Below are 25260 nucleotides of genomic sequence, written 5' to 3' on the forward strand. Positions count from 1 at the left end.
TCCGATCAGGATGGCGGCAGGTCAATTTCGGTCCGGCCGGGATATCTGGCAAAACGCCCCTGACCCGGTTGATGTACCGGCCCATTTGACGACCATGGCCATCCGCCGAAGCGGGTATCCCTGAAATCTCGCATGGCCTGATGTATTTGTTCATGGGTGTTCATGACAAAGGGGCCATGCGCAACGATGGGTTCGTTAATCGGTACGCCCTGAAGCAGCATTATCCGGGCCGTTTCAACGCCACCATTGGACAATGTAACGGGCATCTGGGCTATCACCTCGATCAGCCTTCTGGTCGGTTGATGCTGTCCGGCAACAGCCAGCCGGTCGCCGGTGTGAAAATACAGCGTGCGCCGTGTGCCTTTCCCCGTTGCCGGAGGCAGCGTCAAACTCGCTCCCGATTCGAGTGTGATTTCCCAGATCGCAACATCCTTTTCCGGATCGCTGGCCCAGGAATCCGGCGCCGGCGCCGGCGGCGTCAGGGCAGGCTGCGATTCTTCCTGAGGATCGTAGGCCCCGGAGATGACCTTGACCTGCGCGATTGCGCCCTCTGCATTCTGGACGCGATATAGGGGAATATCGCTGGCCCACAGCATCTTGAACGCCGGCTCAGTCATCTTCCGGTCGGCAGGCAGATTGAGCCAGATTTGATAGAAATCGAGAGGATTGCCCTCGTGTGCGTTGCGCAAGGGAAACATCTCACAATGAAGGACACCCTGGCCGGTGGTGAGCCATTGCACGTCGCCATCGCCATAGCGCGCCATCGAACCCATAGAGTCCGTATGGTCGATCAGGCCCGTCAGAGCGATCGTCACGGTTTCAAAGCCGCGATGCGGATGCGCGGGGAAACCAGGCACGGAAGTACCATGGTACATGTTGTACCCGTCCTTGCCGGTAAAGTCGCTGCCAAGAGAGCGGCCGCGCAGCTTGTCTTGCGCAATACCTTGCCCGTCACTGGCTTCTGGATACCGGTCAAGATGATGTGTGCAGATCAGGAACGGGTCTGTCCCCGCCCAAGGATAGCCCAATGGCTCGCTCCGCAAAATCGCGCCGGTCACTCATGTCTCCCGTTCCAGATATGTGAGCGCAAATGGGGTATCGCTGGGGCGGACCGCAAGAAGGCACATGCATGGCACCCGGTCACAAACAAGGAACTTGTGACGAATTTCGCGGGGAGAAAGTGGCGTCAACTGGGCGCCAATCAATGCTGGCCGGCCCCATTTGCTGCATTTTCGCTGTTACGCCGATGATAGCATAAGGACATTTCCGTCCGGATCAGCGAACCAGGCGAGTTTGACGCTGTTGTCGGGTGATGTCCAAATGCCCTGACTGTCCTGCCCAAAGCCGGGATAGATGATGAATTCGATTCCGCGCCCGGTGAGCGCGGCCATCGCAGCGGTGAGGTCGGCAACCTCCCATCCAAGCGCGGGATGCCCCGATGGCTTGTAGTCCGGCATGGCCGTAAGACGGAGTTTCGCGCCGCCAATCGCGAACAGATCTCCAAAGCCATCCGAGCTGAGCAGATCAAGTCCGATCACGTCGCGGTAGAAGGCAACGCCGCGGCTGCGATCAGTTACATTGACGAACGCGATGGATTGCGCGGTGGAACCTATCGTCATCCAAAACCCCCCGGTCAATTCGCCACGGGCAAAGGTCAGAGGATGATTGGTAGCAGAATGCCTGCGGTCGTTATAGCTGCGCTGGGCTGGTGTCTGGCGGCATCCAAAGTCTCTAACAATGTTCCGCCCGCAGCGGGCCCCGCGGATCGCCCGTCTCCGTCACAACCCGCAGCAGGCGGCGCAAGGCCAGATCAAGCGCTTCACGGCCCATATTCTGGATTTCCGTATCAGCGGCAAGCGCATCGAGCGTATCGGTCTGTAACAGACCGGCGCGCTGAAGAGCCGTCTCCAGTGCGATACGGCGCTGGCGCTCGACGTGAAGCTGCGACGCGAGTTCGAAAATCAGCGCAGCAAGTTGGTCGGGGGCGACGTTTCTGAGATAGGCGTGGTCGTTTGAGGGGAGGGTCATGCGCTTTTCTCCGCTTCCAACACTGCCCAGGGGAAATGCCACTCCGAACGATCTGGCCATGCGCTTTCCGGCAGACGGCCCGCGCCACGTTCGTCGAACGCGGTCCAGCGCGCATTGATCAATCCTGCCTCGGCGCAAAGCGCGGGCACATCGGCCCTCAGCAGGCCCGGCATGAACGGTTCATTGTTGCGCTCCCCATGCTCCATCATTGCGAAGTCGCGGAACGCATCCCCCGTGCGGGTAAAATCGAGAAAGCGGAGCAGGCCACCGGGCGCAAGAATGCGCGCGCATTCGGCCAGCGTCGCGATCAGCGCGGGGCGGGGAATTTCGTGGATCAACATGGTCGATGTTACAAGATTGACGGAGCTGTCCGCCAATCCAGTGGCCTGACAGTCCGCCTGACGAAATTCTATCGCCAGCCCCGCCGCATTTGCGCGATCATAGGCAAGGCGCAGGCAGGGCGCCGCCAGATCGATGCCGATCACCTCCGCATCCGGGAACCGCCTCTTTAGCGGCCAAGTGGATTTGCCGAAGCCGCAGCCCAGATCCGCTATCCGGCCGTAATGACGGTCCGGTATCGCCGTTTCGATGAAAGAGCGGTGGAATGTGTAGTCGTCATTGTCGCCAAGCATGACGAGCTTTGCGCCAAGCTCGTAAATGTCGGCGGAGGAGTCAGCGCGCCATACGCCGCCCGGCTGCAGGTGAATATCCCAGTCCGTATACCAATTCGGCAGATGCATGGCGGGATCGAGGGTCAATTCCGCGGGACCCATGCTGTGCCCATGGCGCGCCGGAGGGCGTGCGCCAATCGCGTCCGCCACGTCCCTCCACAGCATTTTCTGCGATGCCCTCTCAACGAAGGCAAACCAGGGATAAGCAGGCTGGCGACGGGTCGCGGCGCGCATGTCGCTCTTGTCGTCATCGGCCTCCACCTGCTCGCGCAACGCGGGAAACAAAGTATCTGCCCAGCGCCGCCGCAGGGTAAGAACGAAATCGAGCCGGCTGCGCTCATCCAATGCCAAGTTCATGCAATGCTCTCCAGGGGGCTGCACAGGAGTCCGCCACCAGACGGATCAGGTTCGATCAAGCGTACGCTCCAGCGCCTGCACTTCGGTGCGGTAATGTTTCAGGCCAAGCCAGACCAACAGGATCGAGGGAATGCCGATCAACGACACATAGCCGAACAGCATGATCCCGATCGATTTCGGATCGCCGCTCATGTCGATCGCCCAGCCGACCAGGGGCGGACCGAAAAGCGGGCCGATCAGAGCAATGACCGTATTGTAGATCGCAAGCGATTGGCCCCGGATTTCGCCCGGCGTGATCAGCGCCATGGAGGACGGGCCTCCGGCGGTAGCAACGGATTTTCCGATGAATGCGATGAACATCAATATGACTGCGAGTTCAGCGGACGGCATGACCGGATAAAGCGCGCTGGCGGGGACGCCGATCAACAGGCCCAGGATAAGCACCCGCATCGACCCGTCGACATGATGCTGCGCGAATTTGCGCTGCGCCCAGACAGCCAATGCCGTGCCAATTGGCCCCGCAGTGAAATAGAAGATGCCGGTGACCGCGCCGATCTCCGCGACATTCCAACCCCAAATCCTTTGGAACAGCGGGATATTCCAGAAAGCGAGCGTGCTGATCGCAAAGTTGCAGGACGAGCCGATGAACAGCGCGCCGAACCCGCGCCATCTTTTCAGAATATAGCTGAATGCGCCGCCGAACCCCTGTGTTGGCGCAATCTTCTCGCGCCGTTCCGGCTCCCGCACCGTAAGCATTAGCGCGGCAAAGAGGAAGCCGGGCGCTCCGACGAGCAGGAAGGCCATGTGCCAAGGTTCCATTTCGCCCACGAAAGGAAAGTGCAAAGGTCCCAGCGTTTCCAGCCAGCGCACCACCATGCCTCCGCCCAGAAAGGCCAGCCCAGCCCCCAGATAAGGTCCGGCCATGAACAGGCTGATCGCCCGCGCGCGCTCTTTCCTGTCGAAATAGTCGCTGATGATGGATACTGCGCCGGGACTGACCACAGCCTCGCCTATGCCAAGCCCCAGACGGAAGATGAGCAGCAGGATGAAGGTGTTCACCAGACCGCTGCCCACGGTCATCGCGCACCATATGACGATACCGGCGATCAGCAGGAACTTGCGATTGGCGCGGTCGGCATACCAACCCAGCGGTATGCCGACGAGCACATGGAACAGGGAAAATGCCGGGCCAAGCAAAAGCCCAACCTGAAAATCGCTGAGGTCCATCGATTTCTTGATGGGTTCGATCAACAGGGTCAGAATGTAGCGATCGAGATAGGAAAGGATGAAGATCAACAGCAGAAGGTAAACGACATACCAGCGGTATGCCGCGCCGCTTCTCGACGTGATCATTTGTCCGTCAGCGCTCATAGGCGAAGCCAAAGCCCAGACGAGCCTTGAGATTGCGCTTCTCCAGATCGGCGCCGATCGCCTCGTCATTCTCCTTCACTTCCAGATTTTCCTGGGTCTCGGCGCGGATGATGATGACTACGTCGGCTGCCTCGCCGGCCGGGAATGGAAATTCATGCCAGGTGCCAAGATGGAGCTGCGCGCCGCAGCTTCCGTCAAAATAGAAGGCGCGCACCGTGTCAGGGTCTGGCTGATTAGTCGCTGTTGGCGCGCCGAGAACAGCGATGAACGCGCTGCTGCCGAGAGGGAGGAACGTCTGGGTATGTTTGAAGTGCCGCTCCATCCAGACGACTTCCGGGGCGCGGGCATGAATGCGCGCAACGCTCAGGCGGGTCTGCTCGTCACTGACGAAACCGCCCGGTGCCCAAAGTTCCACCTTGTCGCCATAGAATTGGCCGGTGCGGGAGCCGACAGTCTCATCGACCCCCACCAGCACGCCATAGGGCGCGAATGCCTCGCGCGTTGCAGGCTCAACCTTCAGGTTGCGGAATTCCATATTCTTTCAATCCTTCATGCCGTGCGGGCATCGCCCAGCACATGCCCGATGCAGATTGCGACGCATCCGCCATCGCTGATCGCCCGGTTCTCGCTGACGATTTCCGCCTGGTTACGCCAAGCCAGAAATGCGTTCTCATGCAGGCCGACGGGAACGGTCCCGCCCTTCCCGCGGATGTCGAGCTTGAGGTCGCCCGATATCAGGAACAGCCAGCGCTTCACGTCACCGTCCGGAGACGGCACATGTACCGGTGCGCTCGATCCTGCGGGAATGTTGACCAGCGTCACAGCGGGAAGCGCGTCCTGCGCTGGTGACAATTCCTTGACCAGCCAGCCCGGCTGTTGCGGATGTGGCAGCCAAGACCGGTCCTGTGCATTGAACAGGATCGGCGTGCTATTCACTTCCGGCGGCACTTCGCCTTCAAATTCTACATCGAAGGACTCTGTTGCCGCCTCCGGCTCATGGACATCCGTGCCCGGACCGCTGGTCCACACCAGAAATTTGGTGCCGGTCTCAGGGCCCATGTCCCGGTTGATGCCGTGCAGCGCCATCGGCGGATTTTCGAGATAGTGGTGCCGCGTCAGGCGAGTGGGCACCGGACCCCCTTCGGGGTCCGGCCAATAGAGCGCCGTCCAGTCTCCACCGAGCACATAGTGGCGTTCGTTCACGCTGCGGTGATAGTGGCGATGCCCATCGGTCGCCATGGCGCGGATCTTCTCCGTAAAGCCTGCGGGCCAGTAGCTGATCCGCACAACGCCGCCGCCAGTGTCCTCGCGGGAAAGAAGAAGCTGCGTCTTCTTTCCCGGATTGCGAGGATCATCCTCCACCGGCATCGTGTCGGTATCGATGAGGACGTAGTCAGAGGTCATAGCTTCACCTGGAATTCGACAAATACGGTGCGCGGCGCGCCGTAATATTGCGAAACATTGAGGGACGTGCCGTTAAAGTAGGTGGAGTCGGTAAGGTTCCGGCCTCCGACAGCTACACGATATTTTCCTTCATCAAATTCCGCGCCGACATTCGCGCCCAACAACGAATAAGCGCCCTGCGAGGCCGATGACACGTTCGATGGATCGGTCGTATATGCGCTGGTGTGGACATTGTTGATATTCGCAAACAACTCCGTGCCGCTGGCGAGCGTATAGCGATATTCGCCGCCAACCGAGAACTGGAACTCCGGCGTCAGCCGCGGGCGCCGGCCAGCCGCAGAACCTGACAGGGTTTCCGCGTCCAGATAACCGCCGCTGGCGAACAGCGACAGGCCACGGGTGAGCCGTGCTTCCATTTCGACCTCCACGCCCTTGAACGAGAAGTCGGTGGCTGTCACATTGTAAGGCACGGCGGTCGATTGCGTCTGCATATTGTTATATTTGGTGTCGAACGCCGCGACGTTCAGACGAAGCCGCCGCGCGAACCATTCGGACTTGAGACCGATTTCGTTGTTCTTGGCCGTTTCCGCTCCGGTGTTGCCGAACACCACCTGCGCCACGCGGGGTGAGGCATAGGTGCTGGAGAAGCTGCCCGGCCGGTAGCCTGTCGAGTGCGAGGCGTAGACCATGACATCGGGCGTCAACGCATAGTCGACGCCAAACTTGTATGTGCCTTTCGTTTCAGAGAATGACGCTGTTCCGGTGAGGAAAGGCGTTCCCCCGCCTATGGGGAACACGACGCGGTCGATCCAGCGCTTCTCCTTGCTGATGCGGCCGCCGACTTCCAGGTGAAGGCCGTCGATCAACTCATAGTTCAGGTTGGCGAAGGCGGCGTAGCTGTCGGCCTTCTGCGTATCGTCGACATTATGGGTTGTGTAGAGATTGGCGTCATGGTCGATCTTCTCGCGGAAATAGACGAGGCCCGCGACCCAACTGAAGCGGCTTTCCGTGTTCGAAGTGATCTGCAGTTCCTGCGAGAACTGGTTCTGCTTCTTCAGATCGCGCAGCAATACACCTTGGCCGGGAAGGCGGGTCTGATCGATCACGTCCAGCGAGTCCAGCTCACGATAGGCTGTGATCGATTTGATGACCGCCGGACCGGCGTCATATTCCACGCGCAAGCTGTTGCCCCATGAATGCGCATAGCCCAGCGGCACGATGTTGATGCCGGTTTTGTACGGCGAGCCGAAACGAGGGACGCACGCCGCCACTGCCGGGGCGCAGGTGCCGCCGGTGGGTGATGAAATGCGTGTCGGGATCGTCGAACCGGAGTCATCGTTGGTGATATCGGCTACGAAATTGATGCGCCATGCATCACCTGGCGTCCAAAGTAGCGAGAAGCGGCCGCTCTGACGGTCTATGCCGTTGCCACGCTGGCCATCATCCACGCCGTTCGCGTCGACGCCGATCATGTAGCCGGTCTGACTGCGGGACGAGAGGTCAACCTTCATCGCCAGCTCGCCCGGAATCAAAGGGATCGATGCGCCAAGGAGGACATCGCGGCGGTCATAATCACCCAGAGCAGCGCGGCCGGTGAAATGCGCGTTGTTCAAGTCAGGGCTTTTGCTGACATATTTGATCGCGCCGACGGTTGAATCGCGGCCGTAGAGTGTGCCTTGCGGACCACGCAGAATTTCGACGCGCTCCAGGTCGAGCAGATCGACGAGCGATCCCTGAAGGCGCGGCATATATACGTCGTCGACATATACGCCGACTGGGTTGGCAAGGTTGAATCCCAGCGCATTGTTGCCGATGCCGCGGATGAACACCGACGCCGCGCCAGCGCCGGCGCCAGTCTGGATGATCTGCACGTTTGGCGCCCGGCCGGACAGGTCGATGGTGTCCAGCGTTCCCAACTGCTGAAGCATCGCGCCGCTAAGCGCTGTGATTGCGATTGGCGTATTTTGCTGATTTTCGGATACACGCCGCGCCGTAACCGTGATTTCCGAAAGACCTCCATCGTCTTCGCTGGAAGCCGCTGCGGCGGCTTCGCTTGTCTGCGCTGCCGACTGAGCGAAAGCATAGTGCGGCGCGCTCGCAAGCAGCATTGCCGTCAGCAGTGAACCAGTTTTCCGTAGATGCATATCGTGTCACCTCCACTGTATCTGATGTTTTGTTCCCAATCAGTTCGTTATTTGCTCCTTTGCGGAGTCTTTCCTTCCTTGTTCCAAGTAGATCCAGGGCCGCCTGAGCCGGTCGGCGGCTCTTGCCCGGTCGATCGCGTCCCGCCTGGTCAGCGTCAGTTCGATCGCGTCCATGCCGCCGAGCAGCATCTCCTGCGCTTCATCATCGATCTGGAATTGCCAGAGATCGCTCTGAGCCGTGCTGACCGTGCAGCGCTGAAGGTCGACCGTGACCTGCTGGCTCGCGGGCCAATGGCCGAGCGATGCCGCTATGCGTGCGATGGCGTCACAGTCCAACTCCACCGGGACGATGCCGTTATTCACGCAATTGCCGCGGAAAATGGGATTGAAGGATTCGGCGATGATGGCGCGGAATCCAAATTCGGCCAGCGCCCAGACTGCGTGTTCGCGGCTGGAACCGCATCCGAAATTCGCGCCCGACAGGAGGATGCGGGCAGGCGCGAAACGCGGATCGTTCAGGATGAAATCCGGGTCAGGTTCTCGCGAACTCACGCCGGAATAGCGCCAACCCGCGAACAGTCCGTCCGCTAGCCCCGTTTTCGTTACGGACCGCATCTCGCGAGAGGGGATGATCGCGTCCGTATCGATATTGTCGCGCAACAACGGTGCGGCGATGGCCGTCAGGGTGGTGAACGGTTCCATCACGCGAACCCCCGCGGATCGGCGATCGCGCCCATGACTGCAGAGGCGGCCACGGTTTCCGGTGATGCGAGATGGGTTCGCGTTTCGGGACCTTGCCGGCTTTCGAAATTGCGATTGGTTGAACTGATGACGCGTTGCCGGTGGCCGAAGCTCTCTCCGCCCGCGTAAAAGCACATCGAGCAGCCGGACTCGCGCCACTCAAACCCGGCATCGAGGAATATTTGGTCCAACCCTTCATCCTGGGCCTGTTTACGGACCCGTGTCGATCCGGGGACGCAGATGGCGGTGACGCCTGGCGCGATCTTGCGCCCCGCCAGTATTGCCGCTGCCCGACGCAGGTCGGAAATACGGCTGTTGGTGCATGATCCGATGAAGGCGGCGTCGATGGGCAGGCCGATCATTGGTTTGGCCGGGGCAATATCCATATAGGCAAGCGCCCGGTCATAGAGTTCGCGCGGATCACGCGCCGAAACATCCGCGAAATGGGGTATGCTGGCGTCGAGTGGGACTGCCTGCTGCGGGCTGATGCCCCACGTCACCATGGGGGTTACTTCTGCGGCATCGATCCGATGTTCGGCATCGAATGTCGCGTCCTCATCGCTGCGAAGTTCTTTCCAGGACGCCATTGCAGCATCCCAGTCCGCGTCGCCGGGCGCATATCGGCGGCCTTTCAGGAATGTGAAAACCTTGTCGTCGGGCGCAATGATCGCGGAGAAAGCGCCAAATTCGGTCGCCATGTTGCACAGGGTGAGGCGCGCCTCCACGTCGAGTGCGGCGACGGCGGTCCCCGCATATTCGACGATATGGCCTGCACCACCAGCGGAACCGAAACGATGTAGCAGATACAGCGCCAGATCTTTTGCGGTCACGCCCGCCGCCAGCACGCCGTCGATAGTTATACGCATCGTCCGGGGGCGCTTCACCCGCAGCGTGGATGTGGCCAGCACATGCTCGGCGGCGGTTGATCCTATGCCCCAGGCAAGCGCGCCCAGTGCGCCTTGAGAGCAGGTATGGCTATCCGGACAGACCAGGGTAGTCCCAGGCAGGACTATTCCAAGTTCTGGTGAAATAACATGGCCGATCCCTTGATCCGGATCGCCGAGATCGAACAGGGTAATGCCCGCGCGGGTGGCAAACTCCCGCGTGGCGACGATGAAGTCTGTACCAGTCGGCATGCTGGTGGCGTCGGTCCGCCCCGGAAGCGTATCGACAACATGATCCATCGTCACAAATGCCTGCGATGGGGCCAACACTTCTCGCCCGGCAGCGGCCAGGCTTTTTAGCGCGATCGCCCCCGTACGCTCGTGCAGCAGGACCCGGTCGATCAGAATAAGGTCGGTTTCAGAATTGATTTCCGCCGCCTGGTGGATTGTCCAGATTTTGTCGAACAGCGTCCTTCCCGCCCGATTTCCGGGCGCGGTTTCCTTTCCGATCAATTTTCCGGCGCTGTGTTCCATTGTCCCCCTGAGCGGCTTTGGGGTGCCCCATCGCTGCTTTAGAATCGCTTATTTGGTATATAAGTAGGACAATATAATTGTTATATAGATAGCACAATAAATAAATGTGCAATCTTTGCCGGATGGTTCTGGGCAGGCGGAGCCAGCCGCCGGCCGGCTTCACGAACTGTGCTTCATGCGAACTACGAATTGTTATATGTTGTGCCTCAGTGCTATGCGCGGGCGGGGCAACAATGAGTGAGAGGGGGATCGATGCCTAAACGGGCCGATGAGGTGACCGCTGGCGTCGACAGGCATCAGCCGGTGCCGCTCTATCATCAGATATTTCTTCAGCTTCGCGGCGAAATCGCCACGGGAGAACGGGAAGTCGGGTCGCGGCTGCCGACTGAACAGGAATTGTCGGACAGCTTCGGCGTGTCCCGCATCACCGCGCGGCGGGCGCTGGATGAACTGGCTCAGGCCGGGCTTGTCGCGCGCAAGCAGCGGGTCGGCACCATCGTCACGTTCCGGCCGCCTGCAAAACCAATTGAAGGCGATATCGACCAGGCGCTGGAATCGCTAATTGCATTCGGCCGCAATACGCAGGTCAAACTGATCGATCTGGAAACGGTCCCGGCCGCGCCGCCGATGGATGCGACCCTTGAGGTCGCACCGGGCGCGGACCTTGTGCGGGCGGTTCGTGTCCGCTGGCAGGATGATGCGCCGCTCGGCCATTTCGTGACGCATGTGCCGGGCGCCTTGGGGGTGAAGCTGACACGCGCTGCGCTAAGGAAAACGCCGATGCTTGCGTTGATAAGGGAAGCGGGCATCCGTATCGGCGCGGCGGAACAGACGATCTCCGCTACGCTGGCCGACGCTGCATTTGCGTCACTGCTTCAAGTGGATATTGGATCGGCGTTACTGAGGGTCAACCGCACCGTCTATGATGCAAACAAGCGGCCGATCCAGCATGTCCAGGCGCATTTCCGCCCGGATCGTTATCAGATACGGCTGGACCTTCACGGCGTAACCGTCTGAACGCATCAGGCAAGGCGCGCTAGGCCGGGGCCAGCGCGTGTGCAATCTCGCTAGTTGTGTGGAATGCGGTATCCGGTTGCGCCGCGAGCCAGCCGAGCAGCCGTTCAAATGCGCCCATCCGGTATGGCAATCCCATAATATAAGGGGTGACATTGATCGGCAGCAACCGCCCGCCAAATTGCTTCGCCTCCGCCGTCAAAAAGACATGCGCATCCTGCATCTGTTGAGCCCAGGAATCTGCCGAGTTCTGCTGGACGGTGATGATCTGGCGGTCCGATAATTCGTGATTGATCGGTATGTTGATCAGATCCCCCGCTGGCGTAGTAAAGCGATAGGGTAGTTCATCATTCACCCAGTCGCACATGTAGGAGACACCGGCTTCCGCCAAAAGCCGGGCGGTGTTGAACGATTGCGATCGCGCAATCGACATCCAGCCACGCGGCCGCGCGCCGCTTGCCGTTTCGAGGGCATCGAGCGACGCTGTGATCAGCGCGCGTTCTTCATCCTCAGCAAGTCCAGTGGCGATGGCGCCATTCATGTCTGTTGAGTGGGCGATGATTTCATGACCAGCGTCAACAATGTCTGCGATTATTTGCGGATAGCGTTCCGCGATGGCGCTGTTTGCCGCAACGGACACCTTTGCTCCAGCCTCCGCGAATGCATCAAGCATGCGGTAGAATCCGACCCGCGTGCCATATTCCCGCGAGGTGTAATGGCGGTAGTCGGGATAGGGCGTGACCATATGGCCGGGCGCGCGGAACGGCTTGTCAGCCGGCAGGATAGGGAACCATTCCAGATTGACGACAATTGCTACCGCGACACTCTTGCCCGATGGCCAGGTGATTGGTGGCCGGTCAAACAGGCTGGAATAGCTATAATAATCATGGTCCATCCCCTGTTTGCGCAGCGGATATTCCAGATATTCTGGTTCCAGGCTCATGCCGTCACCTCACGCATATAATGGTCCGCAATGTCGCCGCTACGGGTTATCCAAGCGCGGCCGTCAGCGGCGATATGTTTGAGCACCTCCTCAAAAGGGCCGATCCTATGAGGTTGTCCGATCAGATAGGCATGGAGAGGGATACACATTACCGTGCCGCCTTCATCCGCCAGCCTCTGATATTGCCGGATCAGCGTGTCGGCATATTCGCGGGGACTCATGTTATAAACGAAGAAGCCGTAATGATCGTTGACCTCCAGGCTGTAGGGCATGGAGATCAGCCGTCCCTGCTTCACATGGACCTCGCCGGGCTGATCATCGTGATAGAGGTCGCAGGTGTAGCTGAGACCATATTCGGCGATAAGATCAAGCGTGCGCGGCGTATGGGTCAAGGCGGGAGCAAGCCATCCCTTGATCGTCTGACCAGTCGCATCGCGCACGGTCCTGATCGAATCCTCGATCAGCGCACGCTCCTGCGCCTCGTCCATGCCGTAGCTGTAGCGGGTGTTATAGATGCCGTGGCTAAAGAATTCCCAGCCCCGCGTATTGGCGTCCTCCACAACCTGCGGAAGATGCTGGCACATTGCGACTGACAGGCTGACCGATCCGAGGAAGCCGTGTTTGGTCATCACTTCCGCCATGCGCCAGTGACCGACGCGATTGCCATAATCCCGATGGCTGTAGCCGACGACATCGGGATGCGGCTTCGTCCAGCTTTTGCGGTGCGGGTTAGCGGGCGGATCGAGCTCATAAAACTCGATATTGGGCGATACCCACACCGCCACCTGCTTTCCATCCGGCCAATTCAGCTTGGGCCGCTCGCGATAAGGACGGAAGTCGTAAAGGCCGGGATCTTTCTCACCCTCGCGCATCAACGAGCCTCCAGCCAGTCAATCACCGTCTGCACCGGCTCGACATCGGCATATTTAAGCTGAAGGTCGGTCAGATTGGCGAAGTGATAGCTCTCATGCTTGTCCGCGCAGGTCTCGATCGGGACGATGGTGCGATAGCCGCGGCTCAAGCTGTCCACCGCTGTAGCCCGGACGCACCCGGACGTCGAACCGCCCGTCACCACGACCGTGTCGACCTTGTGCCAGACCAGGAGGCTTTGCAGGGGCGTTTCAAAAAAGGCCGATGGCATGCGCTTGGTATAGATCGCATCCTTTGCCTCATCGATCTCGCACCGGTCGTCAAAGGCATGGCGGCGGGAATCGATCTTGATATTCTGAAGGCTGTCAGGTGTGTTGGTGCGTGTACCCCATATGCCTGCATCGCTTGCGTCATCCATATAGGCGACATGAGTCCAGATGACGGGCATGTCCTTCGCGCGCGCGAGGCGAGAGATTGTGTTGGTATGGGCGATCTGCAGCGGGTCGGTTTCGTAAGCCGTCTTGAACTCGTCGATCCGCGTGTAGGCATTCTGGAAGTCGACATTCACGATCGCGAGTTTCTCACCAAAGCCGAACTTGGAGCGCGCAGGGTTCGCCATGACTTCCTCGAAGATCTGGCGCGCTGTCTTTCCGTCTGAAATCATTCTTGTGCCCACGATCTGGCCCATCACACATACTCCATCTGCTTCGGGGGCGCGAAGCCCAGGGGCAATCCAGCGTCCGGCAGAAAACCGTACATATCCTCATCCGGCAGAGCGGCCGAGACGATCTCCCGCACTTTCAGAAGTCTTTCAATATCGATGCCTGTCCGCAGCCCCATCGCTTCCAGCATGAACACAAGATCTTCGGTGACGATATTGCCGCTGGCGCCTGGCGCAAACGGACATCCGCCTATCCCGCCGAGCGATGAGTCCAGCGTAGTAAGGCCGGCCTCAAGCGCTGCGAGCGCATTGGCGAGTCCAAGACCGCGCGTGTTATGGAGGTGGATGCCCGTGAGCGCTGCATCGCCGACGACATTGCGAACAAGGGTTATGAGCCGTTTCACTGCTGAAGGGTCTGCATAGCCGGTGGTGTCGGATAGCCCCACTTCATCGCAGCCTGCGTCCATAAGGGCAGCGGCAAGCCGCGCGATCTGCGCATCTGGAATTGCGCCCTCCAACGTGCAGCCAAATACGGTCGACAGGCTGCCTTCAAAATGCGGGCGATGGTTTGCGGGCTGCGCGCGGATGAGGCCGGCAATGGACACAGCTTCGTCGATCACCTGTTCGTGAGTGCGGCGAAGATTGGCGAGGCTGTGCGTTTCCGATACCGATAATGGCAAGGTAATCTTGTCGGCGCCTGCGGCGATCGCTGCCTCCGCACCACGCGCATTGGGCACAAGTACGGCAACGGTCAGGCCGGGAATCGTCTTTGCATGGGCGACGATTTCCGCGGTGTCGGCGAGTTGCGGGAGCAGCTTGGCGGGAACGAAGCTGCCGACCTCAATCTCCCGTAAACCTGCGTCCGCTGCGGCAGAAATCCAGGCTTTCTTCGCTTCCGTCGGCATGATCGAAGGGATGCTTTGCAGGCCGTCGCGTGGCCCTACCTCGCTCACCAATATATCGATGCCGGCAGTGTGATGACTCATATTCTCGCCCTTGCTTATTTGTATTACTTATATATCAAAATGACCAAGTGTCGAGTAGGAGTCTCAAGAAGGTGATGACAGAAAATTTGCCGCTGGCCGGTATCCGGGTGGTGGAATTCTCTCATATGGTCATGGGACCGTCGGTGGGGGTGATCCTTGCCGACCTTGGCGCCGATGTCGTGAAGGTGGAGCCGGAAGGTGGGGACAAGACGCGTAGCCTGCTTGGTTCAGGCGCTGGATATTTTCCGATGTTCAATCGTAACAAGCGCAGTATCTGCCTCGATCTGAAATCGGAAAGCGGGTTGGAGACTGCGCGCAGGCTCGCCTTGCGATCCGATATCCTGATCGAGAATTTTCGTCCGGGAACCCTCGCCAAGCTGGGGCTGGATTATGCTTCGCTGTCGGCGGACAATCCCGGTCTCATTTATTGTTCGGCCAAGGGGTTCCTCAACGGACCCTATGAACACCGCACCGCACTGGATGAAGTTACGCAGATGATGGGTGGCCTCGCCTATATGACCGGTCCTCCCGGACGGCCGCTGCGCGCAGGCTCCTCTGTGGTGGATATCACCGGCGGCATGTTTGGCGTGATCGGGGTACTGGCTGCGCTGGAGCGCCGGCACAGGACCGGCAAGGGCGGAGAGGTCAAGTGCGCTCTGTATGAAACCACTGCATTCCTGGTCGGCCAGCATATGGCGCAAAAAGCCGTCACAGGACAGGCGGCGCAACCCATGCCGGTTCGGATCTCTGCCTGGGCAATATATGATGTATTCGAAACTTTGCGGGATGGAGAGCAACTGTTCGTCGGAGTAGTCAGCGACGGTCAATGGCGACAGTTTTGCGATGCGTTTGCATTGAAGGATCTGGGTGGAAACCCCGACTATGCGCTGAATAATCAGCGGGTGCTGGCCCGCGACGTCATTCTGCCACAGGTGCGTGCGTTGTTCAGGGCGATGCCCCGCGAAACTCTGATCGCGAAGTTAGACAGGTTGGGACTGCCATTCGCACCGATCGCGCGGCCCGACGAATTGTTTGATGACCCGCACCTTACAGCGTCCGGTGGTCTGATGGACGTAACCCTTCCAGGTGGTGAAGCAACCCGCCTGCCGGGCCTGCCGATCGAACTCGACGGACAACGCATGGGGCTGCGGCACGATATCCCTCTGGCGGGTCAGCATGCGGATGCGATCCTGCATGAAATCGATCATTCAGATAGATAGCCGCCGCTAGCTTTTTTGCTTTTAAGTGCGCGGCCCATTTGGGCCTGTCGTCGCCGGAACATCGGGGGGCTTATGCTTTCGCTTGAGCCTCATGGAGTCCGAAGGAGTCCAGCGGCACGGCGTTGTGGAGGGCCAGTTCGCCGTTTGCGATCTTGCGCTTCAGATAGGCGAAGGTTTGCGCGGTCTGGTTGTAGAGATGTTCGCCACCCTTCAATGGCGGATATTTCGGCGCTTCGCCCTTCACCATTGGCGCAATCACATGATCATAATCGCAGGAGAAAAAGAGCGGAAAGGAATAGCGTTCCTCTTTGACCTTCTTCACCCGATGTTTTGTCGCGACATATCGGCCGTTCGACATGATCTCCATCATATCGCTGATGTTCATGATCATCATATTTTCGATCAACGGCACGTCGGCCCATTTTCCTTGCTTATTGATGACCTGGAGGCCCGGCGCGGTCGCGAATAGCAGGGTGAAGCATTCATAATCCGTGTGTGCCCCGATACCCGGCCGATCCTTGGCATCCGGGTCGAAAGGGTAATGAATGAGCCGGAGTTGGCTTGGCGGATGCTGGAGGTGCGCATCGAAATGAGTCTCCTCCAGTCCAAGCGCTAGTGCGAAGGCGCGAAAAAGCTGATGCCCAATAGCCTTGATATGCTGATAATAGGCAAGCACGTCCTCCCGGAAACCGGGCATATCGGGCCACAGATTAGGACCCAATAACGGCCGGCGTCCCTCCGCCAACGGATAGTCATAGTTGACGTCAAAGGCTTCCTTTAAATCGTAACCGCCGCCGCCAAACTGCTCCTCACCGATGGGGACGTAGCCGCTGTGGTTCTCCGAATAGCCGATATAGCTGCGCATCTTCGTGTCGATATCGGCGGCGAAATAGTGTTTCGCTCTGTCGATCAGCCTGCGAAAGATGTCGCCGTCGAACTGTGCGCTTTTGATGTAGAGGAGGCCAGCCTCTACGCAGGCCTTGTCGAGATCGCGGGCCACCTGCAACCGCTCCTCGAAACTGTCGCTGCCGATATTCGAGATGTCGACAAGAGGAAGGACATATTGCTGCGTCATTGCACCTCATTCGTTGCCGGACATCGCGCGGTAAGGGCGCTTATGGCTTCCATTGAATTCATGCCAAGATCCATGTGCAACCCGACTGGACCAACCAGAGTCACAATTGTCCCGAAGCCGTCTATGCGACAATGTCTATGCAATGAAGCGTGCGGTCAACGCATGACCTCCGGGATATATCTGCCGGACATAGGTGATACGTTCGGCGGTGCGCCAGGTCCAGCGTTCGATCGACAGGCAGGCGCTACCGGCTGGCAGGTCAAGCTGAGCCGCCTGTTCATCCGTTGCCATGACAGCCGTGATGCGGTGTTCGGCGTCTGTCCATGGGACATGCCGTAGCAGCCAGCGTCCCGGACTTTCGCAAGAAAAATCCATTTGGCGCGCGGCGGGCACCATTCCTAGATTTATGAGACGCTCCTCCAGAGCGAAAGGCTTGCCATCGGCATAATGCAGGCAGGTGATCGCCAATATATCGCCAGACTGCATGTCAAGCAGGATAAGTTCCTGCTCGTGCGCTTCTCGCGCCATACACGCACGGATGTCGAGGCTGTGCAGGTAGCCTTGACCTTCGATCTCGGCGGCGATGTCTGGAATATTCAGGGCAGCGCGATGGACAGTAGGAGCGGCGACGAAGCTGCCGGCGCGTTTGCGCCGTTCGACAAGGCCACGCTCTACGAGCGTGGCAATCGCCTTGCTTACCGTCATCCGCGAACAGCCATAATCGGCCATGATTTGATGCTCCGGCGGGATGCGATGCCCGGCCTCCCAGGCGCCCGACATGATTTGCGCCTCAATATCCTGCCGGATGCGGTCGTGGAGCGAGGCGCGCTTCATGCCAACAGCACACCCAGCGCCCGGCGATAGCGCGAGGCGATGGAATCACGTGCGACATGGCGGCCTCCCTCAACCAACCGGTTGCCGCGCCGCCATACGCCATCGATGGCGGATTTGCCCGCCGCGAAAATCAGTCCGTCGAGCAGCGCGTCGTCCGTCCGCTCAGTGAGCGATGGATGGTCGGGGTTAAGCGTCAGGAAATCCGCCGCATTACCCGGCGCAAGACCGGCCGATACGCCGAGCGCCTGCGCCCCTCCAGTTAACGCTGTGCGAAACAGCGCGAAGCCGGTGGAGCCTTCCGCGGGACTGAGAATATTGCGGCCGCGCGCAAAAAGCCGCTGGCCATATTCTAGCAGGCGCAACTCCTCCGTCGCATCGATCAGGACGTTGGAGTCCGATCCAATGCCCCATATTCCGCCGTCCCGCATGAATTGCTGCGCCGGGAAAAGGCCGTCGCCAAGATTGGCTTCTGTGATGGGGCATAGTCCCGCCACTGCGCCGCTGGCCGCCATCATCTGTGTGTCGGTTGGCGTCATGTGCGTTGCGTGGACCAGGCACCAGCGCCTGTCGACCGGCATGTTATCGAGCAGCCACTCGACTGGCCGCGCCCCACTCCACGCCATGCAGTCCTCCACCTCCCGGACCTGCTCAGCAACATGGATATGGATAGGCCCCTGCGTCAGAGGCGTCAGCAGGGCGAGTTCGTCAGGAGTGACTGCGCGCAGGCTATGCGGAGCGATTCCAAGCACAGCATCCGGCAGCGTCCCGATCAGTGCAGCCATCCGGTCCAGCAAGGCGGCAAAGCTGTCGGTATCGTGGATGAAGCGTCGCTGACCTTCGCCGGGCACCTGTCCACCAAAGCCGGAGTGCGCATAGAAGACCGGCAAATGGGTGAGGGCGATCCCACTTTCCGCAGCGGCACCGATGATCGCGGCGCTCATTGTCGCAGGGTCGCCAAAGGGCGCACCGTCCCGATCGTGATGCAGATAGTGGAATTCGCCAACGCGCGTGAAACCAGCCTCCAGCATTTCGATATAGGCGAGCGCGGCAATGGCCTGCAGGAGGTCAGGCGTCAAACGGTCGACGAAGCGATACATCGTCTCCCGCCAGGTCCAGAAACTGTCATCCGTTGACCCACGCTTCTCCGCAAGTCCCGCCATGCCACGCTGAAAGGCATGGCTGTGCAGGTTGGGCAGGCCCGGTAGCGCTATGGCGTGACGTTCGTCTTCGGGGCCTGAGGCCCGATCCGGTAGGATCGCGCTTATCGTGCCGTCGCGGATTTCCATCCGTACGCTGTTTGCCCAGCCGGAGGGCAGCAAAGCCGTTGCGAAATGAAAGCTGCCGTCGGCCTGTCTGGTCATGGATATATCTCCCGCGTTTATGTCTATACATTATTGGAGATCGGTGCAATGTTCCGTGACAGGGAGATTCGGCATGCGGTGCGATCGGCTCTGGAAGGATGCGCGGCTGGCGACGATGGCCGGGGAGGGGCTTGGCGTTGTCGACCATGGCATCGTTGCCGCTAAGGACGGCTATATCCTCTATGCTGGTCCTGCCTGCGATGCGCCCGTGCTGGAGGCGAGTGAGACGGCGGATTGTGAAGGGCGATGGATCACGCCCGGCCTGATAGATTGTCACACGCATCTGGTGCATGCCGGGGATCGCGCCCAAGAATTCGAATTGCGGCTGGCCGGAGCATCCTATGAGGAAATTGCGCGGGCAGGCGGCGGCATCGTTTCGACGATGAAGGCTACCCGCGCCGCGAGCGAAGCGGAGCTTGTGCGGAGCGCGCTTCCACGCCTTGACGCGCTGATCGCAGAGGGCGTGACGACGGTTGAGATCAAGTCCGGATACGGGCTGACCCGCGTTGATGAAATGAAGATGCTGAACGCTGCGCGCCAACTGGGCGTGGAGCGCCATGTACGCGTTGCCACCACTTTTCTTGGCGCTCATGCCTTGCCGCCCGAATATGCGGATGATGCTGACGGTTATATCGCCGCTATATGTGAAGATATGCTGCCCGCCGTTGCCAGAGCGGGGCTGGCCGATGCAGTCGATGCCTTTTGCGAAGGAATCGGTTTCACCAATGCGCAAGCGGGGCGCGTGTTCGATGCCGCCCGGAATCTTGGCCTCCCGGTCAAGCTCCACGCCGAACAGCTTTCCAATCAGCATGGCGCGCGCCTTGCAGCGGAGGCTGGGGCGCTTTCTGCCGATCATCTGGAGTATCTGGATGCGGCTGGCACAGCCGCTATGGCACGCAACGGTACGGTCGCCACATTGCTGCCCGGCGCATATTATTTCACGCGGGAACAGCAACTGCCTCCGATAGGCGATTTGCGCGCTGCAGGCGTGCCGATTGCGCTTGCGACCGATTGCAATCCCGGCACCTCGCCGCTTACTTCGCTTTTGCTGGTCATGAATATGGGTGCGACGCTATTCCGGCTGTCAGTTGAGGAATGTTTGCTTGGCGTAACGCGCAACGCCGCGCGCGCCTTGGGCATAAACAGCGAAACCGGCACTATCGAGGCAGGCAAAAGCTGCGACCTTGCTATCTGGAATATCGATCGCCCTGCGGAGCTTGTTTATCGCATGGGCCTGAATCCGCTTCACGCCCGGATATGGAAAGGTCAATGAGCGAGCTTGCGACCGCCTTTGCCAGAGATGGCGCTGTCCTTGTGCAAGGCGCATTGACATCTGCCGAGGTGGAACGGCTCGCAGCGGGCATAGACGCCAATCTTGCGATGCCTTCGCCTCGCGCTCTGATCGCCAGCAAGCCGGATGATCCCGGCCAGTTCGTGGAGGATTTCCGATGCTGGCACGATAACGCAGCCTATCGGGAGATTATTTTTACGTCCCGCTTGGGAGAGATCGCGGCTGGTCTAATGAATAGCCGTACCGCGCGCCTGCATCACGACCATATGCTGACCAAGCTGGCGGGCACACGGCAGGCAACGCCCTGGCATCAAGATCAGCCCTATTATAATATCGCAGGCCGCCAGAATGTTAGTTTCTGGATTCCGGTTGATCCCGTGCCGCGCCAAGCCAGCCTGGAATTTGTTGCAGGATCGCATCTTGGTCCCTGGCTGATGCCGCGCAGCTTCATGGACAAACAGGCCAAATGGTTTCCCGAAGGCACGCTGGCGGAACTGCCTGATATCGACGCTGAACCTAGCGCATATGACGTTCTGGGCTGGGCGGTGAGACCGGGTGACGCCATCGCCTTTCACATGCTCACTCTGCACCGGGCGCCCGGATCGGCAGCGTTGCGGCGAGTCTTTTCTGCGCGTTTCATTGGGGATGACGCGCGCCATGCCGTCCGCGATTGGGCGACCTCTCCGGATTTTCCTGACTTGTCGGAGACGCTGCCGGACGGCGCGCCGTTCGACGGGCCGCTTTTCCCCCTGATCTGGCCGGAGATTGACAAGTGAGCGTGAAGCTGAAGCCCGGCGCGGCGACGCTGGACCAGTGGCGGGCCATTTATCGTGGGGCAGAACTCTCGCTCGATCCCGCGTGCGCGCCGCTTGTTGCGTCGAGCGCGGCCGCCGTGGACCGCATCCTCAGCCGCGGTGTGCCGGTATATGGCATCAACACGGGCTTTGGAAAACTTGCGAGCGTGCGTATTGGCGACGAGGATCTAGCGACCCTCCAGCGCAATATCGTGTTGAGCCATGCCGCAGGCACGGGCGATCCTTCGCCCGCGCCCATCGTCCGACTAATGATGGCGTTGAAGCTCGCCAGCCTCGCCCAAGGGGCATCGGGTGTGAAGCCGGAAACGGTGGCGATGCTGGAGGCGATGCTGCGCCATGGCCTGACTCCAGTGGTGCCGTCGCAGGGTTCGGTCGGCGCAAGTGGCGACTTGGCTCCACTCGCGCATATGGCCGCGGCAATGATCGGCGTGGGTGAAATACAAGTGAATGGGCGGCATATGCCCGCCGCTGCCGCGCTGGATGGCGCCGGTCTCGTTCCGCTTACGCTTGGTCCCAAGGAAGGTTTGGCGTTGCTCAATGGCACGCAATTCTCAACCGCCAATGCCCTTGCTGGATTATTCGAGACCGAACGGCTGTTCCAATCTGCGCTCATAACCGGGGCGTTGGCGACGGAGGCGGCGAAGGGATCGGACACGCCATTCGATCCGCGCATTCATGCCCTGCGCCGCCAGCCGGGTCAGATCGAGACGGCCGAAGCGCTGCGGCGGCTGATGGCGGGATCAGCAATTCGCGCCAGCCACCTCGATGGGGACGCGCGTGTGCAGGACCCATATTGCCTGCGTTGTCAGCCCCAGGTGATGGGCGCGGTGCTAGACCTGCTGCGGCAAGCTGCAACGATGCTGGAGATTGAGGCAAATGGTGTTTCCGACAATCCGTTGATCTTCCCCGACACTGATGAAGCGTTATCGGGCGGCAATTTCCATGCCGAGCCTGTCGCTTTCGCGGCTGATATGCTGGCGCTGGCCATTTGCGAGATCGGTTCGATCACCGAGCGGCGCATCGCCATGCTGGTCGATCCGGCGCTTTCGGGCCTGCCCGCATTCCTGACTCCCAGGCCTGGTCTCAATTCCGGGTTCATGATCCCGCAGGTTACAGCGGCGGCACTTGTTTCGGAAAACAAGCAGCGCGCTACCCCGGCGAGCATCGATTCCCTGCCAACCTCGGCTAATCAGGAGGATCATGTGTCGATGGCGGCGCATGGCAGCCGCCGCTTGCTTGATATGACGACCAATGCCACTGCTATAGTCGGTATCGAATTGCTGGCCGCTGTGCAGGGGTGCGATTTCCACGCGCCTCTGCAGTCGAGCGATGCGCTGGAAAATGCCCGCGCCTGTCTGCGCGCCGATATCCCGATGCTGGAGGACGATCGTCATTTCCACCCGGATATGGAAGTGGCGAACGGACTGGTGCGTTCCGGTAGACTGGTCGCGGCGGTGGGGATGGACCTGCCGGGCCTGCAATGACCGGCTGGATCGATATCCAACGCGGAGACGCACCGCTGGTGATCGGTCTTCCGCATAGCGGCACGGATATTCCCGCTGATCTTGAGGCGCGTTTCGTTTCACCCTGGTTGGCGCGCAGGGATACCGACTGGTGGGTCGACCGGCTCTATGACTTTGCCGCGGACATGGGCGCAACGACGGTGCGCACCCGTATATCGCGCAGCGTGATTGACGTGAACCGCGATCCTTCCGGGCATTCGCTATATCCCGGACAAGCAACGACCGAACTTTGCCCGACTACCTGCTTCAACGGCGATCCACTCTATATCGATTTGCCACCTGATGACGCGGAGATCGCTTTGCGCCGCGCGCAGTGGTTTGACCCTTATCACACTGCTCTGAAAGGTGAGATCGAGCGGTTGCGCAGAATCCATGGCAAGGTCGTTCTGTATGATGCTCATTCCATCGTCAGCCTTGTGCCGCGCCTTTTCGACGGCGAATTGCCGGTATTCAATATCGGTACTGACGGTGGCGCGACCTGCGATCCTGCGCTGGAGGCGGCTATCCTCTCTGCGGGGAAAGCGACTGGGCGTAGCCATGTGCTGAACGGCCGTTTCCGGGGCGGGTGGACCACCCGTCACTATGGCCGCCCGGAAGATGGCGTTCACGCCATCCAGATGGAACTGGCGATGCGCGCATATCTGGAGGAACCGGCTGCACCGTCGCCGGATAATTGGCCTGCTCCCTTCGATCCTTCCACCCCGCTGATGGCGGATCTGAAAACGATCATCGCCACCTGTATCGCCTTCGCCAGCATCTGAGCCAGGAATCCTTGCCATGACCCGCCTCGACAATAGCCGCATCATCAAGCCCGCGACCGGACCGAACCTGTCGGCGAAAAGCTGGCTGACCGAAGCGCCTTTGCGCATGTTGATGAACAATCTTCATCCCGATGTCGCTGAGCGGCCGGAGGAACTGGTGGTTTATGGCGGCATTGGCAGGGCCGCGCGCGACTGGGAAAGCTATGACCGGATTGTTCAGACGCTGCTGCGCCTGGAAGATGATGAGACGCTGCTGGTTCAGTCCGGCAAGCCGGTCGGCGTATTTCGCACCCATGTGGATGCGCCCCGCGTTCTGATCGCCAATTCCAATCTGGTGCCGAAATGGGCGGACTGGGACCATTTCGCTGAACTCGATCGCAAGGGTTTGGCCATGTATGGACAGATGACCGCGGGAAGTTGGATTTATATCGGCACGCAGGGGATTGTGCAGGGTACCTATGAAACCTTCGTGGAGATGGGACGGCAGCATTATGGCGGAGACTTGTCGGGTCGCTGGCTGCTGACGGCGGGGCTGGGCGGAATGGGCGGTGCGCAGCCGCTGGCCGCCGTGATGGCAGGAGCCTCGTGCATCGCCATCGAATGCCAGCCGAGCCGGATCGAGATGCGATTGCGCACCGGTTATCTCGACCGTTCGACTGACAGCATCGATGAGGCTGTAGAGATCGTCAGTGCGGCGAAAGAGCCGATTTCGGTCGGCCTGCTGGGTAATGCGGTGGAGATATTGCCGGAAATATTTGCGCGGGGAGTTCGGCCTGATCTGCTGACCGATCAGACCAGCGCGCATGATCCGGTGAATGGTTATCTGCCCGCAGGCTGGACTGTTTCCCAATGGATCGACCGGCGCGCACGCGAGCCGGAGGCGGTTGCAAAAGCGGCCAAGGCGTCGATGGCCGCCCATGTCCGCGCCATGCTCGATTTTCAGGCGGCGGGCGTGCCAACCGTCGATTATGGCAACAACATACGTCAAGTCGCAAAGGATGAGGGTGTCGCCAACGCCTTCGATTTCCCCGGCTTCGTGCCTGCCTACATTCGTCCTCTCTTTTGTCGGGGGATCGGTCCGTTTCGCTGGGCTGCGCTGTCGGGAGACCCGGAAGATATCTATAAGACCGACGCCAAGGTGAAGGAACTGATGCCAGATGATGCGCATCTCCATCGTTGGCTCGACATGGCGCGAGAGAAGATACATTTTCAGGGGCTGCCGGCCCGTATTTGCTGGGTGGGCCTAGGCGATCGGCATCGCCTAGGCCTAGCCTTCAATGAGATGGTGGCCAACGGAGAGTTGAAGGCTCCTGTCGTCATAGGTCGCGATCATCTGGACAGCGGATCGGTTGCCAGCCCCAATCGGGAGACGGAGGCGATGCGAGATGGTTCAGACGCCGTATCGGACTGGCCTTTGCTCAATGCGCTGCTCAACACGGCAAGTGGGGCTACTTGGGTATCGCTGCATCATGGCGGTGGCGTCGGCATGGGATATTCGCAGCATTCCGGGATGGTCATTGTTGCCGATGGGACTGAGGCGGCATCACGCCGGTTAGAGCGAGTGCTTTGGAATGATCCTGCAACCGGCGTAATGCGTCATGCCGACGCTGGTTATGATATTGCGCTTGACTGCGCGCGGAACAAGGGACTGGACCTGCCCGCCATATTGGGGTGAACTGGCACATGCGGCCCGCCCTTGTTTGGCCTAGGCATCCCAGACAAGGGGAAGATTTGCGACGGTAGCCACAGCTCCGCCTCCGAAAATCAATTTT

At 59.9% G+C, this 25260-nt stretch carries 24 protein-coding genes; 7 read left to right on the plus strand and 17 right to left on the minus strand.

What is annotated here, in order from left to right; all coding sequences use genetic code 11:
- Positions 1–5: 5 nt before the first annotated feature.
- The 10 genes from KFK14_RS04965 to KFK14_RS05010 form a co-directional block, all read right to left on the minus strand.
- The gene (locus KFK14_RS04965; RefSeq protein ID WP_212610092.1) at positions 6–1058 is read right to left on the minus strand and encodes a pirin family protein; all 1053 of its coding nucleotides are present in this window, start codon (positions 1056–1058) and stop codon (positions 6–8) included.
- Positions 1059–1238: 180 nt separating this feature from the next.
- On the minus strand, positions 1239–1619 hold the full coding sequence (locus KFK14_RS04970; RefSeq protein ID WP_212610093.1) for a VOC family protein: 381 nt from the start codon (positions 1617–1619) through the stop codon (positions 1239–1241).
- A 112-nt stretch (positions 1620–1731) separates the two neighbouring features.
- Positions 1732–2028, minus strand: coding sequence for a hypothetical protein (locus tag KFK14_RS04975; protein WP_212610094.1), 297 nt, complete (start codon positions 2026–2028; stop codon positions 1732–1734).
- Complete coding sequence (locus KFK14_RS04980) at positions 2025–3056, minus strand: class I SAM-dependent methyltransferase (RefSeq protein ID WP_212610095.1); 1032 nt, start codon at positions 3054–3056, stop codon at positions 2025–2027. The genes KFK14_RS04975 and KFK14_RS04980 overlap by 4 nt, the downstream gene beginning before the upstream one ends.
- A 45-nt stretch (positions 3057–3101) precedes the next feature.
- Entirely contained in the window at positions 3102–4409 is a 1308-nt protein-coding gene (locus KFK14_RS04985; protein ID WP_212610096.1) for an MFS transporter, read from the minus strand.
- Between the two features lie 7 nt (positions 4410–4416).
- Entirely contained in the window at positions 4417–4962 is a 546-nt protein-coding gene (locus tag KFK14_RS04990) for an ureidoglycolate lyase (protein WP_212610097.1), read from the minus strand.
- Between the two features lie 14 nt (positions 4963–4976).
- Entirely contained in the window at positions 4977–5831 is an 855-nt protein-coding gene (locus tag KFK14_RS04995) for a hypothetical protein (RefSeq protein WP_212610098.1), read from the minus strand.
- The gene (locus KFK14_RS05000) at positions 5828–7975 is read right to left on the minus strand and encodes a TonB-dependent receptor (RefSeq protein ID WP_212610099.1); all 2148 of its coding nucleotides are present in this window, start codon (positions 7973–7975) and stop codon (positions 5828–5830) included. Before KFK14_RS05000 ends, KFK14_RS04995 begins: the two co-directional genes overlap by 4 nt.
- Before the next feature lie 39 nt (positions 7976–8014).
- Positions 8015–8677: a 3-isopropylmalate dehydratase small subunit gene (gene leuD, locus KFK14_RS05005; RefSeq protein WP_212611045.1), complete on the minus strand. Its 663-nt coding sequence runs from the start codon at positions 8675–8677 to the stop codon at positions 8015–8017.
- Positions 8677–10134 carry a 3-isopropylmalate dehydratase large subunit gene (locus KFK14_RS05010; RefSeq protein ID WP_212610100.1) on the minus strand — a complete coding sequence of 486 codons (1458 nt, stop codon included), beginning with the start codon at positions 10132–10134 and terminating at the stop codon, positions 8677–8679. Before KFK14_RS05010 ends, leuD begins: the two co-directional genes overlap by 1 nt.
- A 252-nt stretch (positions 10135–10386) precedes the next feature.
- Between KFK14_RS05010 and KFK14_RS05015 the strand changes: the two genes are divergently transcribed.
- Positions 10387–11151: a GntR family transcriptional regulator gene (locus KFK14_RS05015; protein WP_212610101.1), complete on the plus strand. Its 765-nt coding sequence runs from the start codon at positions 10387–10389 to the stop codon at positions 11149–11151.
- Positions 11152–11170: 19 nt separating this feature from the next.
- Here KFK14_RS05015 and KFK14_RS05020 read toward each other — a convergent pair whose 3' ends face one another.
- From KFK14_RS05020 to KFK14_RS05035, 4 genes are read right to left on the minus strand one after another with little or no spacing between them, the layout of a single operon-like run.
- The gene (locus KFK14_RS05020) at positions 11171–12091 is read right to left on the minus strand and encodes a polysaccharide deacetylase family protein (RefSeq protein ID WP_212610102.1); all 921 of its coding nucleotides are present in this window, start codon (positions 12089–12091) and stop codon (positions 11171–11173) included.
- On the minus strand, positions 12088–12963 hold the full coding sequence (locus KFK14_RS05025) for a polysaccharide deacetylase family protein (RefSeq protein WP_212610103.1): 876 nt from the start codon (positions 12961–12963) through the stop codon (positions 12088–12090). Before KFK14_RS05025 ends, KFK14_RS05020 begins: the two co-directional genes overlap by 4 nt.
- On the minus strand, positions 12963–13625 hold the full coding sequence (locus KFK14_RS05030; protein ID WP_246524892.1) for an isochorismatase family protein: 663 nt from the start codon (positions 13623–13625) through the stop codon (positions 12963–12965). The genes KFK14_RS05025 and KFK14_RS05030 overlap by 1 nt, the downstream gene beginning before the upstream one ends.
- A gap of 23 nt (positions 13626–13648) precedes the next feature.
- A complete protein-coding gene (locus KFK14_RS05035) occupies positions 13649–14608 on the minus strand; it encodes a hydroxymethylglutaryl-CoA lyase (protein WP_212610105.1) in 960 nt (319 codons plus the stop codon).
- Positions 14609–14682: 74 nt separating this feature from the next.
- Between KFK14_RS05035 and KFK14_RS05040 the strand changes: the two genes are divergently transcribed.
- Positions 14683–15828: a CaiB/BaiF CoA transferase family protein gene (locus tag KFK14_RS05040; RefSeq protein WP_212611046.1), complete on the plus strand. Its 1146-nt coding sequence runs from the start codon at positions 14683–14685 to the stop codon at positions 15826–15828.
- A 70-nt stretch (positions 15829–15898) separates the two neighbouring features.
- Here KFK14_RS05040 and KFK14_RS05045 read toward each other — a convergent pair whose 3' ends face one another.
- From KFK14_RS05045 to KFK14_RS05055, 3 genes are all read right to left on the minus strand, one after another.
- A complete protein-coding gene (locus KFK14_RS05045) occupies positions 15899–16903 on the minus strand; it encodes an isopenicillin N synthase family dioxygenase (RefSeq protein WP_212610106.1) in 1005 nt (334 codons plus the stop codon).
- A gap of 135 nt (positions 16904–17038) precedes the next feature.
- On the minus strand, positions 17039–17737 hold the full coding sequence (gene hutC / locus KFK14_RS05050) for a histidine utilization transcriptional repressor HutC (protein WP_212610107.1): 699 nt from the start codon (positions 17735–17737) through the stop codon (positions 17039–17041).
- Positions 17734–19098: a formimidoylglutamate deiminase gene (locus tag KFK14_RS05055; RefSeq protein WP_212610108.1), complete on the minus strand. Its 1365-nt coding sequence runs from the start codon at positions 19096–19098 to the stop codon at positions 17734–17736. The genes hutC and KFK14_RS05055 overlap by 4 nt, the downstream gene beginning before the upstream one ends.
- A 73-nt stretch (positions 19099–19171) precedes the next feature.
- On the opposite strand from KFK14_RS05055, the gene hutI reads away from it, so the two are divergent.
- The 5 genes from hutI to hutU are packed head-to-tail and all read left to right on the plus strand — an operon-like array spanning position 19172 to position 25163.
- Positions 19172–20371, plus strand: coding sequence for an imidazolonepropionase (hutI, locus tag KFK14_RS05060; protein ID WP_212610109.1), 1200 nt, complete (start codon positions 19172–19174; stop codon positions 20369–20371).
- On the plus strand, positions 20368–21165 hold the full coding sequence (locus KFK14_RS05065) for a phytanoyl-CoA dioxygenase family protein (RefSeq protein ID WP_212610110.1): 798 nt from the start codon (positions 20368–20370) through the stop codon (positions 21163–21165). Before hutI ends, KFK14_RS05065 begins: the two co-directional genes overlap by 4 nt.
- Positions 21162–22688 (plus strand): histidine ammonia-lyase, encoded by a 1527-nt coding sequence (gene hutH, locus KFK14_RS05070; RefSeq protein ID WP_212610111.1) that lies wholly within the window; start codon positions 21162–21164, stop codon positions 22686–22688. Before KFK14_RS05065 ends, hutH begins: the two co-directional genes overlap by 4 nt.
- Positions 22685–23488, plus strand: a complete 804-nt coding sequence (gene hutG / locus KFK14_RS05075) for an N-formylglutamate deformylase (protein ID WP_212610112.1) — start codon at positions 22685–22687, stop codon at positions 23486–23488. The genes hutH and hutG overlap by 4 nt, the downstream gene beginning before the upstream one ends.
- 16 nt (positions 23489–23504) lie before the next feature.
- Entirely contained in the window at positions 23505–25163 is a 1659-nt protein-coding gene (gene hutU / locus KFK14_RS05080; protein WP_212610113.1) for a urocanate hydratase, read from the plus strand.
- Positions 25164–25260 lie beyond the last annotated feature (97 nt).

Source organism: Sphingobium phenoxybenzoativorans, assembly GCF_018286635.1.
Taxonomy (GTDB): Bacteria; Pseudomonadota; Alphaproteobacteria; order Sphingomonadales; family Sphingomonadaceae; genus Sphingobium; species Sphingobium phenoxybenzoativorans.

Excerpts from the sequence above, each read along its gene's own strand:
- KFK14_RS05000 (WP_212610099.1), bottom strand. The coding sequence starts at position 7,975 with ATGCATCTACGGAAAACTGGTTCACTGCTGACGGCAATGCTGCTTGCG.
- KFK14_RS05025 (WP_212610103.1), bottom strand. The coding sequence starts at position 12,963 with ATGCGCGAGGGTGAGAAAGATCCCGGCCTTTACGACTTCCGTCCTTAT.
- KFK14_RS04975 (WP_212610094.1), bottom strand. The coding sequence starts at position 2,028 with ATGACCCTCCCCTCAAACGACCACGCCTATCTCAGAAACGTCGCCCCC.
- KFK14_RS05065 (WP_212610110.1), top strand. The coding sequence starts at position 20,368 with ATGAGCGAGCTTGCGACCGCCTTTGCCAGAGATGGCGCTGTCCTTGTG.
- hutG (WP_212610112.1), top strand. The coding sequence starts at position 22,685 with ATGACCGGCTGGATCGATATCCAACGCGGAGACGCACCGCTGGTGATC.
- KFK14_RS04990 (WP_212610097.1), bottom strand. The coding sequence starts at position 4,962 with ATGGAATTCCGCAACCTGAAGGTTGAGCCTGCAACGCGCGAGGCATTC.
- hutI (WP_212610109.1), top strand. The coding sequence starts at position 19,172 with ATGCGGTGCGATCGGCTCTGGAAGGATGCGCGGCTGGCGACGATGGCC.
- KFK14_RS05035 (WP_212610105.1), bottom strand. The coding sequence starts at position 14,608 with ATGAGTCATCACACTGCCGGCATCGATATATTGGTGAGCGAGGTAGGG.
- hutU (WP_212610113.1), top strand. The coding sequence starts at position 23,505 with ATGACCCGCCTCGACAATAGCCGCATCATCAAGCCCGCGACCGGACCG.
- KFK14_RS05015 (WP_212610101.1), top strand. The coding sequence starts at position 10,387 with ATGCCTAAACGGGCCGATGAGGTGACCGCTGGCGTCGACAGGCATCAG.
- KFK14_RS05055 (WP_212610108.1), bottom strand. The coding sequence starts at position 19,098 with ATGACCAGACAGGCCGACGGCAGCTTTCATTTCGCAACGGCTTTGCTG.
- leuD (WP_212611045.1), bottom strand. The coding sequence starts at position 8,677 with ATGGAACCGTTCACCACCCTGACGGCCATCGCCGCACCGTTGTTGCGC.
- KFK14_RS05020 (WP_212610102.1), bottom strand. The coding sequence starts at position 12,091 with ATGAGCCTGGAACCAGAATATCTGGAATATCCGCTGCGCAAACAGGGG.
- KFK14_RS04995 (WP_212610098.1), bottom strand. The coding sequence starts at position 5,831 with ATGACCTCTGACTACGTCCTCATCGATACCGACACGATGCCGGTGGAG.
- KFK14_RS04970 (WP_212610093.1), bottom strand. The coding sequence starts at position 1,619 with ATGACGATAGGTTCCACCGCGCAATCCATCGCGTTCGTCAATGTAACT.
- KFK14_RS04985 (WP_212610096.1), bottom strand. The coding sequence starts at position 4,409 with ATGATCACGTCGAGAAGCGGCGCGGCATACCGCTGGTATGTCGTTTAC.
- KFK14_RS05010 (WP_212610100.1), bottom strand. The coding sequence starts at position 10,134 with ATGGAACACAGCGCCGGAAAATTGATCGGAAAGGAAACCGCGCCCGGA.
- KFK14_RS04980 (WP_212610095.1), bottom strand. The coding sequence starts at position 3,056 with ATGAACTTGGCATTGGATGAGCGCAGCCGGCTCGATTTCGTTCTTACC.
- KFK14_RS05040 (WP_212611046.1), top strand. The coding sequence starts at position 14,683 with ATGACAGAAAATTTGCCGCTGGCCGGTATCCGGGTGGTGGAATTCTCT.
- KFK14_RS05045 (WP_212610106.1), bottom strand. The coding sequence starts at position 16,903 with ATGACGCAGCAATATGTCCTTCCTCTTGTCGACATCTCGAATATCGGC.
- KFK14_RS05030 (WP_246524892.1), bottom strand. The coding sequence starts at position 13,625 with ATGATTTCAGACGGAAAGACAGCGCGCCAGATCTTCGAGGAAGTCATG.
- hutC (WP_212610107.1), bottom strand. The coding sequence starts at position 17,737 with ATGAAGCGCGCCTCGCTCCACGACCGCATCCGGCAGGATATTGAGGCG.